Source organism: Mucilaginibacter sp. RCC_168 (assembly GCF_041355315.1).
Lineage (GTDB): Bacteria > Bacteroidota > Bacteroidia > Sphingobacteriales > Sphingobacteriaceae > Mucilaginibacter.
Map to the genome: position 1 here is coordinate 159256 of NZ_JBFUPN010000005.1, position 14140 is coordinate 173395.

The window sequence follows — 14140 nt, forward strand, 5'->3', positions numbered from 1 at the left end:
TTTATGCTATTGCTGTTGAGGTTGTTAATTCTTTCCAGTTTTCCAGATCGCTTTGAACAGCGGCTATTTTTTTATTAGCCAATTCATAAGCATCGGCACCTAAAAATAAATTGAGTGGGGCTTCCGGCGCATTGGCGATCCTGATCATAGCCTCCGCTGCCTTTTCGGGATCTCCTACCTGCTGCTGATCCATGCTGTTTTGATGAAAATCCTGAATATCGCGCACGTTTTGATAAGCAGCGATAGGGTTCTTTGGAGTGATCAAGGACCCTTCCGACAGGAAATTGGTACGAAAATAGCCTGGCTGCACTATTGTTACCTTGATACCAAACGGCCTTACTTCTTCGGCCAACGATTCCGAAAAACCATTCACCGCGAATTTGGTAGCGCAATAGATCCCGAAACCGGGAAAACTCCCGGTAAAGCCTGCGATTGATGATATATTCAGGATATGTCCGGATTGTTGCTCACGCAGATAAGGCAATGCCTTCCGGATTACGTTTAAGGAACCAAAAACATTTACTTCAAAATTATCACGCAATTCGGCGTCTGTTAATTCTTCCAGGCCACCAACCAAGCCATAGCCGGCGTTGTTCACTACTACATCAATTTTACCAAAGGTGCTAATGGTGAGCTCTATTGCGTTTTGTACGCTTTCTTCGTTTTTGATATTCATTACCAGCGGCAAAAACTGCTCGCTTTGGCTGCCTACGGCCTTAGTCAGGTCGCTCAGGCTTCTTGAGGTGGCCGCTACCTGGTAGCCTTCGTTTAATAATCTTTTTACCAGGCTAAGTCCCAGGCCTTTGGAGGCGCCGGTTACAAACCAAACTTTTTTATTGCTCATTTTTTGTTTTTTTAATGTTTTATGGATAGATACAGGGTTGGGATGAGATTCTTATTTAATCTGCAAGTCGTGCTCAAGATCTGTTGAACAGGTAAGCTCTTCCCACTGGTGGATCTCTTTATACAGTGAATCCAATTTAGTTAAAGCCCGGTTATAAGCATCGCCACCTAACAGCAAATACAATGGAGGATTTTCCTCGCCCACAATTTTGATGATAGAGGCAGCAGCTTTTTCCGGATCACCGGCCTGCTCGCCATCCATCTTTAGGTATTTGGCATGCGTTTCACGCACATCTACATAATCAGCTATCGGGTTTTCGGTCATGCTTAGTGAATCCGGTGTCAGGAAACTGGTCCTGAACGCGCCCGGTGCAACTACCGTAACCTTAATACCCAGGGCTTTTACATCGGCTGCCAATACTTCAGACAGGCCGATCACCGCGTATTTAGCGGCTCCATAGATTGCCCAACCAGTTCCAGGGGCAATACCCGCAATAGATGATATATTGATGATATGCCCCGAACGTTGTTTGCGCAGATAAGGCATTACAAATCTGATGACATTGAGGGTGGCAAATACGTTTACGTCAAATGCTGTGCGGGTTTCTTTGTCGGTCAGCTCCTCGATAGCGCCGCCTATACCATAACCGGCATTATTGATCACTACATCTATCCGGCCAAAAGTTTCATTGGTATGCTGCAGGGCCAATGATACACTGGCTTCGTTCACCAGATTAACCTGTAGCGGTAAAAAGTTATTATTGTTTGGAGTGTTAACTGCTTTTATTAACTCCTCTTGATTTCTGGAGGTGGCGGCAACAAGCTGACCAGCATCCAGTAATTGTTTCACTAAACTGAGCCCAAATCCTTTGGAGGCGCCAGTAATAAACCATACTTTTTTGTTGTTGTCCATTTTTTGTTCTAATTGATAGAACAAAGGTAGGGTGGCAGGCAAGCCTGTGCATTACGCGAATCAAACCAATGGTTACGAAATTCAAACAATTTGAATTTTACTGGGTGTTTTACTTTTGCTTTGGGGAGAATTATATAGCGGGTTATAACAAATATAATGAATTGCGGTTAGGAAAACAAATGCAAGGTTGCAATTCAAAACCACATATCGCAAACGACTCACCCCACCTGCGCTTCGCTGGGCGACCCTCTCTGTTGTTTCGCAGCAAAGAGGGTTAAGAAAAATATTTACGCACGTCATTGCGAGCGCAGCGTGGCAATCCCCAATTAGCGGGGCCGCTCTGTAAGTAGGGGATTGCCACGTCGTTCCTCCTCGCAATGACGCGTGGAGACCAAGGGGCGTGACCACATCAGCTAATCTACTGTGTTTAGAATTAAACATTCCTAAATGACGATGGCGTGAGCTGGGTTTGTTTCTTAAAAAAGTTATTAAAGTGCGTTGGCTCTTCAAAACCCAGGCAATAGCCTATTTCTGAGATGTTCCAGTCGGTGTGCTTGAGAAGGGATTTGGCTTCGCTGAGCAAACGATCGGCAATATGATCGGTAGTGGTTCTGCCGGTGGTTTCGCGGATTGCACGATTAAGGTGGTTTACGTGTACCGAGAGCTGTTGGGCAAAATCATTGGCCGAACGCAGGGAAAACCGCTGTGCCGGGTTCTCTATCGGAAACTGACGTTCCAACAGTTCAGTAAATACCGAGGTTATGCGGCTTTTGGCATCGGCGTGTTTATATACGTTTTCTGATGGCTGCGTTTTGAGCGCGTAATAGGCCATTTCGGTCACGTAATTGCGGATCAGGTCGTATTTAAAATCATAATCCGAGCTTATCTCATCCATCATTTTGGTGAACAATCCGGTCACATAGCGGTCCTGATCATCATTCAGGGCATATACCGGCTTAGCGCCCAGGGCAAACATGGGCAGTTCGCTTAAACCGCCCCGAAAACGTTCGGTAAAGAAAGCCTCCGTAAAGATGCAGAAGAAACCCGTACGGTCATCAGACATATGCTCAAAGGTATAAGGCACATGCGGACTAAAAAACATCAGCGAAGTGCCCGACAGCGTAATGCTTTTATCGGCATAGTGAATAATGTTTTCACCACGCATCAAACTGATCTTATAAAAGCTTCTGCGGCTATAAGTAACTGGTTTAGCGTTGGGGCCAATACAGTCCTCTATCCTGAAAACGTTAAAGTGACCTATGTTTTGCTGCAGGTTATTGGGCAGCCAGTCAAATTTATTTCGGTAAAAATCTTCGAGTGTTTCTGTTGCCATACCCAAAGTTACAAAATTCAAACACAGGCACAAATCAGCATTGTCTACTCAAGGTCATTTTGACCTTATATTTTAACAAATTCTACCGATTTTTGGCCTGTTTTATCGCCAGAATTTGTTCAGAAACTACCCGTTTAACACTTTTTAACAAATTTTAACACAGTTTTAGTGAGGTTTTGATGAGTTTGGATCAGGGTCAGGATATTTTAGAAATCACAAACCGACTGTTTGATATGTCGTGAGATTACTCGTTTGCGAAACCCCTTCCTCCCCTTCCCGAGGAATCGCATGGGCCCTGCTCTGTGCAAGTAGATAAGAATGTCATCCTGAGGAACGAAGGATCTTCTTCAGGAGGGAAGCCGGCGGTATTCATAGCGAAGAAGATCCTTCACTGCGTTCAGGATGACAAGTTTATTTTGCTATAGCACAAAAAAAGAGACGCATGTGATGCGTCTCTACATTATTCTTTGATTGATTTCAGACTGCAATTATTCCCGTTCTTCCAGATCAGCAGCTGCGGCTTCATCTAAAAACCAGAGGGTTTCGCCGGCGATGGAATCGATGAGTTGGGCAGGGTATTCTTCAATATCCTCAGCATCTTCCAGTACATGGTGTACGGCAGTGGCTTTACCTTCGCCATAAACCAGGAACGCGATATAGCGGGCCTCGTTGATCAATGGTGCGTTCAGCGTAATGCGCCATACCTGCTGATCTTCCAGCCAAACTTCTTTTACACCCGGTTTGGTATCATGCAATACCGGTGTATGCGGAAATAAGGAAGCCGTGTGTGAGTTATCGCCCAAGCCTAATAATACCAGGTCGAAGCTTGGCTCATCCTCGTCAAAAAAGGTACTGATCAGAGTCCAATATTTGGCCGCTGCCTCTGCCGGTTCAAACGTGGTATCAACAGCAAATATATTGGCTGGACTGATCAGCAAAGGCTCAAACAGGGCCTTTTTAGCCATCAGGTAATTGCTGTCCTTATGATCCTGTGGTACGTTACGCTCATCGCCAAAAAAGAAAAATACTTTTTCCCAATCCAGTTGGTCGGCATAGGAGGTAGATGCCAGCAGCTCATACAGCTTTTTGGGTGAACTGCCGCCTGATAATGCCACGGTGAACTTACCCCTCGCATTGATGGATTCGTTACCTATTTTAACAAAATAATCTGCCAGGGCGGTTAGTACTTCGTCCGCAGTATTAGAAATATTCAGTTTCATATTTTATCTTTTATATCCCAAGTTCTAAGCTGTGCTGTTCGAAGTCTCCCGACTTCGAACGATTATGCCTGTAGTTTGCAACTACAGGCATAAATCATTTTATATTATTATCATGTAGTCTGAAGACTACGAGCATAGTCGTCCGAAGTCAGAGACTTCGGACAGCGCAGTTGTGAGTAGAGAGTTGTGAGTGGTTGTTCTGTATGCTTTCTTTTGATAGAACTCAAAACTGACCACTCACAACTCACCACTCTCATTATTAACTTTTTTTCCCATTTACCGGCAGGGTGAACCAGGTAAATCCGTCGCGGGCAATTAGTGCTTCGGCGGCTTCCGGTCCCCATGAATCGGCAGAATAGTTAGGGAAATTCAGGCTCTTTTTATTTTGCCATGTGCTCAGGATCGGCATTACCAGTTCCCATGCAGCTTCTACCTGGTCGCCACGCATAAACAGGGTCTGATCGCCCAGCATGGTATCCAGTATCAGTGTTTCGTAAGCTTCTGGCGCCTGATTGGTATAAGTACCTTTATAGTCAAACACCATATCCACAGCGTTTAGCACCATATCAATACCCGGGCGTTTGGCCTGTACCTGCAAACGGATGCTCATTTCGGGCTGTATGCTGATGATGAGCCTGTTTTGCTGCCAGCTTTCGGCGGCTTCGGTAGGAAATATCAGGTGCGGCACATCCTTAAACTGGATGGTAATAACCGATGATGATTGGTGCATGCGTTTACCTGTACGCAGGTAAAACGGAACACCCTGCCAGCGCCAGTTATCAATAAAAAACTTGATAGCGGCAAAAGTTTCGGTGTTTGATTCCGGATTAACTTTGGGTTCTTCGCGATAGCCGGGAACTTCCTTCCCTTTCATCCAGCCGCTGCCATACTGGCCCCTAACGGCCGAGTTACGTACATCTTCCGGACCAAACTTGCGCATGGCCTTTAATACGTCAACCTTGCGGTCGCGCACTTCATCGGCATTAAAGCTTACAGGCGGTTCCATGGCTACGTGGCAAAGCAATTGCAGCAGGTGATTCTGGATCATATCGCGCATAGCGCCCGATCCGTCATAATAGTCACCGCGTTCTTCCACGCCCAATTGCTCGGTAACCGAGATCTGTACGTGTTCAATATAGTTACGGTTCCACAGTGGCTCCATAATGGAGTTGGCAAAGCGGAAAGCCATAATATTTTGAACGGTTTCTTTACCCAGGTAATGGTCGATACGATAAATCTGTGATTCGTCAAAGATGCCAGACAATAGCTTGTTCAGTTCTTTGGCAGTTTCCAGATCGTGACCAAACGGTTTCTCGATAATGATCCTTACGCGTTTTTTATCGTCGGCCAGTTTGGCTTTTGATATGTTCGAGGCGATGATCGGGAAGAAATTTGGCGCCACAGCCAGGTAAAACAGCACATTGGCTTTAGCTTTCCAGTCGGCGTTATGTTTTTCGATACGTTTGCCAAACTCTTTGTAAGTTTCAAAATCATTGGCATCCGATACCTGGTAATAGATATTTGCCTGAAACTCGGCCCATTTTTTTTCATCTACCTTACCGCTGCGCGAAAACTGGTTGATATCGTTATGCAAATTCTCGCGGAATTGCTCGTCGGTAAGTTTGGTACGACCGGTACCTATAATGGAATATTGTTTTGGCAGCCATCCATCTAAAAACAGATTATAAAGGGCCGGCGCAATTTTCCGTGAATTTAAATCCCCTGTGCCACCAAAAATGATGAATATAGTAGGATCTGATTTAGTTTGTGTGCTCATTGTTGTTTTTTCTTAGTATCAAGTAGTTAGTATCAAGTATCACGACTTTTTTCAGGTGGCGAGGCTTTTTTGCAAGCCATATACCATTTTCTGTATATCTGTAATTATCGTACTGGTTTCTTCCAGCTTTTCCTGGCTTATATAGTTAAATCTTTAGCAATAATCAATTGTGTCTCTAACTCAAAGGAAGATCCTAATGCTATACTTAAAAAGTGGTATAGCTCTTTATCCGACCTTCTTCCGCAACCTTCGGCAATATTAGAAGGTATTGAAATAGCCGAGCGTATCATTTGAGAAATCAATCCATATTTTTCTTCGGAAGGTAAGGTTTTGCATAGTTGAAATACTATTTTCGATATTTCGATCCCAGCTTTCCATACTTTCAGTTCTTTGAAATTATGCATTTCCTGTCTTGATACTTGATATTAACTCTCTTTATTTATTAGTATTTGATATCAAGTAATTAGTATCAAGTATCAAGATTTTTATGAACTATAAATGCCATTTTAAGAGTCTTGATACTTGATACTAATTACTTGATACTAACTATTCAGCTGCCCATTGTGTATGGAAGGTGCCTTCTTTGCCGATCAGCTCATAGGTGTGCGCGCCAAAATAGTCGCGCTGAGCCTGGATCAGGTTTGATGGCATCCTTGCACTGCGGAAAGCATCAAAGTAACTTAATGACGCGGCGTAGGCTGGTGCAGCTACTCCGGCAGCAATAGTTTTTGATAATACTTTTCTGATGCCCGGCACCACGCTTTCCACTATGGATTGTACGTTTGAATCCAACAGCAGGTGTTCCAGTTTGGCATCTTTTTCATAAGCTTTGAAAATATCGTTCAGGAATTTTGAACGGATGATACAGCCGCCTCGCCAAATCTTGGCAATTTCGCCCAGGTGCAGATCATATTTATATTCTGCCGACGCGTTTGACAATAAATGCATGCCCTGCGCGTAGCTAATGATCATGGTGAAGTAAAACGCCTGCTCCAAAGCTGCTATCAGCTCGTCTTTATCAGCATCAAGCACAATTGGGTCTTTAGCGTACAATGCAGCAGCTTTTTCGCGCAGTTGTTTGTATTTCGACAGGTCGCGCATAGCTACGGCGGTATCAACCGTAGGGATAGGAGCCTGCAGATCCATAGCCACTTGCGATGTCCATTTACCGGTACCTTTGGCACGGGCTTCGTCCTTAATATCATCTAACAATAAATGATCGGTGCCCGGAGCTTTGAATTTGAAAATATCCTTGGTGATATCCAGCAGGAAAGATTGCAGACGGCCTTCGTTCCACTCGGCGAAAATTTTACCGATCTCGTCGTTGTGAAGTTTCAAACCTTTTTTCAGGATCTCGTAGGTTTCAGCTATCAGCTGCATAATACCATACTCGATACCGTTATGCACCATTTTAACAAAGTGACCAGATGCACCCGGACCAATATAGGTTACGCAAGGTACGCCATCAACTTTGGCGGCAATAGCCTCAAAAATAGGCTTCATTACGTTGTAGGCATCTTTATCACCACCCGGCATCATGCTCGGGCCGCGGCGTGCACCTTCTTCGCCACCAGAAACACCCATGCCAAAGAAATGCAGACCAATGGCTTCCAGTTCTTCTACACGGCGGTTAGTATCAGTAAAGTGCGAGTTACCACCGTCTATCAATATATCGCCTTTCTCCAATAGCGGAGTCAGCTCTTCAATAACGCTATCCACAATTTTACCGGCCGGTACCAGCATCATGATGGCACGCGGTGTGGTTAAACTTTGGATAAATTCTTTTACATCACTAAAACCTTTAGCGGCACGGTCGCCAGCCTCTTCGTTAAGTGATGCTACCTTGGTGGTATCTTTATCATGCCCGGCTACTGCAAAACCGTGGTCGGCCATGTTCAGCAGCAAGCTGCGGCCCATAACACCCAGGCCTATCATACCGAAAGCATATTTATTATCTGTTGTGCTCATCTTGTTAGTTTATTGTTCATTTGTTCATTGGTTCATTCGTTAGCTTGTTGGTTCATTCGTTAGTTTATTGGTTCATTTGTTCATCAGTTCATTGGGCCTTTCCAATGAGCATTTAATAAACCACCCACCAATGAACTAATGAACCACTGAACTAATGAACATTATTCTCCTTTTTTAGATCTTCTAATATTTTTTTGGTGGTCTCGAAATCGGTATGCTGAAACGCGCGGATTCCCAGTTTCTGGGCGGTGTTCACAAACATCATACGGTCGTCAAAATACACGCATTGCTGCGGCGAAGCCTGGGCAACACCCATGGCCAGCTGCCAGATACCCGGATCAGGCTTGCGCATTTTTACTTCGCACGATGATACAAAAGCGTCAAAGCACTCATGCAGTTTGAACTTTTTAACCCGGTAATCGTTCAGTTCCTTGCCTTCGTTGTTTACCGAAATGATGCGGAAACCGCAGTCTTTTTTCCATTCCTTAAGCCAGGCCAGTGTATCGCCCAATACAACCGACTGGGCATACATAAACTCCTTAAAGTCTTCGCGAACAAAATCGCGCGGATGGTTAAAAATTACGGTATCCAGGTACTCGTCAAGTGTGATACTGCCAATTTCGTATACGTTGAAAATGAAATTATGCAGCTCGTTCACTTCAGCCTGATCGAGCCCGAATTTTTCGCAGGCCAGCTTACGCGAGTCGCGCCCCCAGCCGTTGGTGAGCAAAATGCCACCAACGTCAAAAAAGAGGATTTTAATATTTGCAGCTTCCATGGAGCAATTAGCTTACTTTGCTTTTTTGCTCCTCAATAGCATTCAATAATTTTTCAAATGGCTTGTTGAATTTCTCGATGCCTTCATCTTCCAGCTGCTGGGTGATAGCGTCCAGATCAATTCCAAGACCTTTTAATTTAGCCAAAGTTTCGGTGGCTTTATCTAAACCGGTTTCTAATGTATTGGCAGCAATACCATGATCACGGAATGCCTCAACAGTTTCCAAAGGAACGGTATCCACAGTATCCGGACCGATCAGGGCCTCTACATATTTGGTGTCTTTGAAAGCCGGGTTTTTACTGCCGGTACTTGCCCAAAGCAAACGTTGCGGCTGAGCGCCTTTGGCAGCCAGTTTTTTCCATCTTTCAGTGCTGAACACCCTTTTGTAAATTTCGTATGCTTTTTTAGCAGAAGCGATAGCCACTTCGCCAACCAGGTCTTTTTCGCCTTTAGCTTCCAATAACGGATCAACAATCACGTCGATACGGCTCAGGAAGAAACTGGCTACTGACGCGATATGAGCGATCTCATGACCGGCAGCCAAATGATCCTCTAAACCAGAAATGTAAGCTTCGGTAACAGCCTCATAACGCTCTAAACCAAATAATAAGGTTACGTTGATGTTGATACCTTTAGCGATCGACTGCCTGATGGCAGCTAAACCAGGCTGTGTACCCGGAATTTTGATCATCACGTTGTTACGGTCAACTTTTTTCCAAAGTTCTTCGGCTTGTTTGGCGGTACCTTCGGTATCCAAAGCTAAAAACGGAGAAACTTCCAGGCTCACATACCCATCAACTTTATTTGATTCGGTATAGATGCCTTTAAACAGATCTGTTGCCTGTTGAATGTCTTTTATGGCCAGACCAAAAAACAGCTGTTCGTTGTCGTCGGTAGCTTTTGACAATTCAGCAATATCGTTATCATAATCTGAGCTACCGGTGATGGCCTTTTCAAAAATGGCCGGGTTTGAGGTTACGCCTCTAACGCCATCTTCGTCTATCAGTTTTTGTAACTTTCCGGATGCCATGATCTCCCGATCAATAAAATCAAGCCAGATGCTTTGTCCGAAACTATGTATTTGCTTTACATTATTAGTTGCCATTTTATTTGGTTGTTTTAAAGTTCACAATTCAATTTATGAGGTAGATGTATTTTTGTGCAGATGGCGGTTTTACCTCCCAAACCGCCTGCATTTATATTGATAAGTAAAGTTCCTAATTTATATTGTAAAATAGGTAACCTGAGTATCATTTAGCTCGTCCCCTGTTGTTTGTGTCCTCACAAACAACTATTCAGATTGCTCAAACGCGGGTTGTTTGTGAGGACACAAACAACAGGATAATTACCCATGACACCCTTTTTCTTTTCAGAGTCCTTATTCCTTGCTCCAAAAATCTTTCATCCATCCCCTACGTATTCGATGCCATCAAAATTTGCAGGTTATATCCTATAAAAAGCCCGCTTTCAATAACGCCGGTGATGGATTTGATATCCCGCTCCATTGTACTGCCAATCTCATCAAATTTGCAATCCAGTATCATGTTGCCGTTCTCGGTAATTACAGGTCCGTCTTTACCCTTTGCCGGGCGCAGCAGGATGTTGTTGGCGCCTAATTGCTGCAGTTCTTTTTCTACATACAACAAAGCTTGCGGAAACACTTCAACCGGAACGGGAAAATTCGAACCTAATTTAGTTACCATTTTCGAATCGTCAACAATAATATAGCTTACCTTGCTTGAGCTGATGAGCAGTTTTTCCTTAAACATAGCCCCGCCGCGCCCTTTGATCAGGCTGTTGTTGGGGTCTACCTCATCGGCGCCGTCAAACAGCCAGTCGGGTTTGCTTTCATAGAGGCTTGTTAAAGGCACGCCCAGCTTGCTGCAAAACATGGATAGCTCCAGCGATGTAGGGATGGCTTTTACGTTCAGCTTTTCTTCCCTTATCCTTTTGGCAATAGCAACAAGGGCCAGGTACGCGGTTGAACCCGAGCCAACGCCCAGGATATCGCCATCCTTTACCTTCGCGGCAATTTCATCGGCCACCTTCTGCTTACCGCTGATGTGGGTGATCTCCGACGACCATTCCAGGTTCTTGATTAAATTGCTATTCCAATCCATTTTTTTAGATGTGAGATATGAGATATGAGATATGAGATCGGGACTTCAAATTCTTCAAAAAGAAAAAAGTCTCATATCTCATATCTAACATCTCAAATCTATCTTATAAAAGCGCTTTAGCGCGGGCTACTACGTTATCAACTGTAAAACCAAAGTGTTTGTACAGGTCTTCAGCTGGTGCCGATTCGCCAAAGGTGGTCATACCCAGCATATCACCTTCGTCTGTAGTGTATTTATGCCAGCCCATTGGGGATGCCATTTCTACAGCTAAACGCTTGCGGCTTGCTTTTGGTAATATTTTTTCTTTATAAGCAGCATCCTGTTTCTCGAACAGCTCCCATGATGGCATACTTACCACGCGGGTTGAGATACCTTCGGCTTCCAGTTTTTCCTGGGCCTGCATAATCAGGGATACTTCAGAACCGGTAGCCAGCAGGATCAGATCCGGACCTTTGCTGCCTTCGGACACAATGTAGGCGCCTTTTTCCAGATCACTTGCTTTACCATATTTATCCTGGTCAAGGATTGGTAAGCCCTGGCGGGTGAATATCAATACAGTTGGGCCGCCTTTTTTCTCGATAGCTACGCGCCATGCATGGCTGGTTTCATTGGCATCAGCCGGACGGATAACGGTTACGTTAGGGATTGCGCGCAACGTTGATAAGTGCTCTATAGGCTGGTGAGTTGTACCGTCCTCGCCCAAACCGATACTATCATGCGTATAAACAAATATCGGGCTGATCTTCATAATGGCTGCCAAACGGATCGGCGGGCGCATGTAATCAGCAAATTGCAGGAAGGTAGCGCCAAACGGCAGCAAGCCTTTTGTTAACGACATACCATTTAACGCCGAACCCATGGCATGCTCGCGGATACCAAAGTGGAAGTTACGGCCATGCCTGTCTTCGGAAGTGAATGAAGTATATTCTTTCAGGTTGGTTTCTGTTGATGGAGCTAAGTCAGCCGCGCCGCCGATCAGGTTGGGCAGGCTTGGAGCTATAGCGTTCAGCACCTTACCAGATGCCTGGCGGGTTGCCATTTTAGGGTCTGAGCCTTTAAATACCGGCAATTTATCTGCCCAGCCAGCTGGCAGTTCGCCTTTAAACGCGGCTTCGTACTCGGCAGCCAGTTCTGGATATTTGGCTTTATAATCAGCAAATAATTTGTTCCATTTTTCTTCTTTGCCTTCGCCTTTCGCACCTTTTTCGTGGTAGTATTTGATTACTTCATCTGGCACGTTGAATGATTTTTCAGGATCGAAACCAAAGAATTGTTTAACCAGCTTAATTTCATCGGCACCCAGCGGCGAACCGTGTGAACCGGCAGTACCTGATTTATTTGGGCTGCCGTAAGCGATTAATGAACGAACGCGGATCAATGATGGTTTTTGTGTTTCTGATTTAGCGTTGATCAGCGCCAGCTCTAAAGCATGGGTATCATTTACATCATTTACTTCCTGCACCTGCCAGCCATATGCACGGAAACGGGCGCTTACATCTTCGTTAAAGGCAATGTCGGTACTGCCTTCAATAGAAATGTGGTTATCATCATACAGATAGATCAGGTTACCTAACTGCAAATGGCCTGCCAGTGATGCTGCTTCTGATGTTACACCTTCCATCATGTCGCCATCGCTGGTGATCGCATAAATATTATAGCTAAAAAGGTCGAAACCTGGTTTGTTGTAACGTGCTGCCAAATGTTTTTGCGCAATGGCAAAACCTACGCCATTGGCAAAGCCTTGCCCAAGCGGACCGGTAGTAACATCAACACCAGGAGCCAAACCATATTCCGGGTGACCGGCGGTTTTGCTGTTGAGCTGGCGGAATTGTTTGATATCATCTAAACTCAAATCATACCCCGTTAAATACAAAAAGCTGTACTGTAATATACAGGCATGACCTGCCGAAAGGATAAACCTGTCGCGGTTTGCCCAATCAGGATTTTTAGGGTTATAGTTTAAAAATTTTGACCATAAAACGTGACCCATCGGTGCAAGCGCCATCGCGGTGCCGGGGTGACCAGAGTTTGCTTTTTGTACTGCATCGGCCGATAATACCCGTACGGTATCTATCGCCAATTTTTCAATGTCCTTAGAATTTTCCATTGTTAATTCGGTGTGTATGATTTTATTTAGTTGGTGTTGCTTTTGTAATTTTACTCTCCGCGTCAGACAGCCACAGTCTGGAGCCGCCTTTTATACCGTCGGCATTGGTCACTATCCTCATGTTCTTATCCAGCTTAAAAGTAAGCTTGTCTGAATTGCCGCCGCCAATATATAAAGTATCGTAATTGAATACGGTTTTTAAAATCTCAAAAACTTTTTCCATCCGCTTGTTCCATCTTTCCTTGCCATGTTTTTCCAGCGCTTTTTCGCCGATGTATTCATCATAATTTCTATCGGTTTTAACAGGCAATTGCGACAATTCCAGGTGGGGCAATAAATGGCCATCCATCAGCAAAGCGGTGCCAAAACCGGTACCCAGGGTTATCACCATTTCCAGCCCCTTGCCATCAACCACACCCAGGCCCTGCATATCAGCATCATTTACTACCCTGGTTGGTTTACCTAAAGCCTCGCTTAGTTTTTTTCTCAGGTCAAAATCAGCCCATAATTTAGTATTCAGGTTAGGCGCCGTTTTGATGACACCATTTTTTACATATCCCGGAAAACCTACCGATATATAATCATAAGCCGGAAAATCCTTTACCAGGGTTTTGATGGCCTTTATTACATTTTCGGGGCTGGCGGGCGCAGGGGTTACAATTTTATCGTAATCCATTTTAAGCTCACCCTTTTCGTTCAGGATGGTGGCTTTGATATGTGATCCACCGATATCGATTGAGAGGACTTTTAGCTTGGTTGGCATATTGTTTTTCATTATATAGATTTAACCGGATTTTAGGTGCACCTGACAATCAATTTGACCACCTGGTTTCCCCCGGGCACGTAAATATCACATTTTTAATAATATCTGATTGTTAAATATGCAATTAACGCAAGTGTAAGTAATACAATAAGCAATCAACATTACAAGGGTAAAGTTAGCGTTGCTTTTTACTTTTCAAACAGAAAATCAAAGTATTTTTACTCAAAAATTGCAAAAACGACATAAAACCCGCTTCCATTAAGAGTTTTTCAATAAAAGATGACTTTGATTAGCTTTTTTTAGCAATTTATCAAACGA

Annotated in this window: 12 protein-coding genes; all 12 read right to left on the minus strand. The window is 44.3% G+C overall.

Annotated features, from left to right (window positions below; all coding sequences use genetic code 11):
• Position 1 precedes the first annotated feature (1 nt).
• The gene (locus AB6735_RS06015; protein ID WP_370994953.1) at positions 2-844 is read right to left on the minus strand and encodes an oxidoreductase; all 843 of its coding nucleotides are present in this window, start codon (positions 842-844) and stop codon (positions 2-4) included.
• 51 nt (positions 845-895) lie between these two features.
• On the minus strand, positions 896-1756 hold the full coding sequence (locus AB6735_RS06020) for an SDR family NAD(P)-dependent oxidoreductase (RefSeq protein ID WP_370994954.1): 861 nt from the start codon (positions 1754-1756) through the stop codon (positions 896-898).
• Between the two features lie 433 nt (positions 1757-2189).
• Positions 2190-3089, minus strand: a complete 900-nt coding sequence (locus AB6735_RS06025) for a helix-turn-helix domain-containing protein (RefSeq protein WP_370994955.1) — start codon at positions 3087-3089, stop codon at positions 2190-2192.
• A 488-nt stretch (positions 3090-3577) separates the two neighbouring features.
• Entirely contained in the window at positions 3578-4309 is a 732-nt protein-coding gene (gene pgl, locus AB6735_RS06030; RefSeq protein ID WP_370994956.1) for a 6-phosphogluconolactonase, read from the minus strand.
• A 259-nt stretch (positions 4310-4568) separates the two neighbouring features.
• Positions 4569-6086, minus strand: coding sequence for a glucose-6-phosphate dehydrogenase (gene zwf / locus AB6735_RS06035; protein ID WP_370994957.1), 1518 nt, complete (start codon positions 6084-6086; stop codon positions 4569-4571).
• Between the two features lie 137 nt (positions 6087-6223).
• Entirely contained in the window at positions 6224-6490 is a 267-nt protein-coding gene (locus AB6735_RS06040) for a four helix bundle protein (protein WP_370994958.1), read from the minus strand.
• Between the two features lie 142 nt (positions 6491-6632).
• Positions 6633-8054, minus strand: coding sequence for an NADP-dependent phosphogluconate dehydrogenase (gene gndA, locus AB6735_RS06045; protein ID WP_370994959.1), 1422 nt, complete (start codon positions 8052-8054; stop codon positions 6633-6635).
• 151 nt (positions 8055-8205) lie between these two features.
• Complete coding sequence (locus AB6735_RS06050) at positions 8206-8832, minus strand: HAD family hydrolase (protein WP_370994960.1); 627 nt, start codon at positions 8830-8832, stop codon at positions 8206-8208.
• Between the two features lie 7 nt (positions 8833-8839).
• Positions 8840-9937 carry a transaldolase gene (gene tal / locus AB6735_RS06055; RefSeq protein ID WP_370994961.1) on the minus strand — a complete coding sequence of 366 codons (1098 nt, stop codon included), beginning with the start codon at positions 9935-9937 and terminating at the stop codon, positions 8840-8842.
• A gap of 307 nt (positions 9938-10244) precedes the next feature.
• Positions 10245-10952, minus strand: a complete 708-nt coding sequence (rpiA, locus tag AB6735_RS06060; RefSeq protein WP_370994962.1) for a ribose 5-phosphate isomerase A — start codon at positions 10950-10952, stop codon at positions 10245-10247.
• Positions 10953-11055: 103 nt separating this feature from the next.
• Complete coding sequence (gene tkt / locus AB6735_RS06065) at positions 11056-13059, minus strand: transketolase (protein WP_370994963.1); 2004 nt, start codon at positions 13057-13059, stop codon at positions 11056-11058.
• A 22-nt stretch (positions 13060-13081) separates the two neighbouring features.
• Positions 13082-13834, minus strand: coding sequence for an ROK family protein (locus tag AB6735_RS06070; RefSeq protein WP_370994964.1), 753 nt, complete (start codon positions 13832-13834; stop codon positions 13082-13084).
• Positions 13835-14140: the final 306 nt, after the last annotated feature.

Excerpts from the sequence above, each read along its gene's own strand:
- tkt (WP_370994963.1), bottom strand. The coding sequence starts at position 13,059 with ATGGAAAATTCTAAGGACATTGAAAAATTGGCGATAGATACCGTACGG.
- AB6735_RS06050 (WP_370994960.1), bottom strand. The coding sequence starts at position 8,832 with ATGGAAGCTGCAAATATTAAAATCCTCTTTTTTGACGTTGGTGGCATT.
- AB6735_RS06070 (WP_370994964.1), bottom strand. The coding sequence starts at position 13,834 with ATGAAAAACAATATGCCAACCAAGCTAAAAGTCCTCTCAATCGATATC.
- AB6735_RS06040 (WP_370994958.1), bottom strand. The coding sequence starts at position 6,490 with ATGCATAATTTCAAAGAACTGAAAGTATGGAAAGCTGGGATCGAAATA.
- zwf (WP_370994957.1), bottom strand. The coding sequence starts at position 6,086 with ATGAGCACACAAACTAAATCAGATCCTACTATATTCATCATTTTTGGT.
- AB6735_RS06015 (WP_370994953.1), bottom strand. The coding sequence starts at position 844 with ATGAGCAATAAAAAAGTTTGGTTTGTAACCGGCGCCTCCAAAGGCCTG.
- tal (WP_370994961.1), bottom strand. The coding sequence starts at position 9,937 with ATGGCAACTAATAATGTAAAGCAAATACATAGTTTCGGACAAAGCATC.
- rpiA (WP_370994962.1), bottom strand. The coding sequence starts at position 10,952 with ATGGATTGGAATAGCAATTTAATCAAGAACCTGGAATGGTCGTCGGAG.
- gndA (WP_370994959.1), bottom strand. The coding sequence starts at position 8,054 with ATGAGCACAACAGATAATAAATATGCTTTCGGTATGATAGGCCTGGGT.
- pgl (WP_370994956.1), bottom strand. The coding sequence starts at position 4,309 with ATGAAACTGAATATTTCTAATACTGCGGACGAAGTACTAACCGCCCTG.
- AB6735_RS06020 (WP_370994954.1), bottom strand. The coding sequence starts at position 1,756 with ATGGACAACAACAAAAAAGTATGGTTTATTACTGGCGCCTCCAAAGGA.
- AB6735_RS06025 (WP_370994955.1), bottom strand. The coding sequence starts at position 3,089 with ATGGCAACAGAAACACTCGAAGATTTTTACCGAAATAAATTTGACTGG.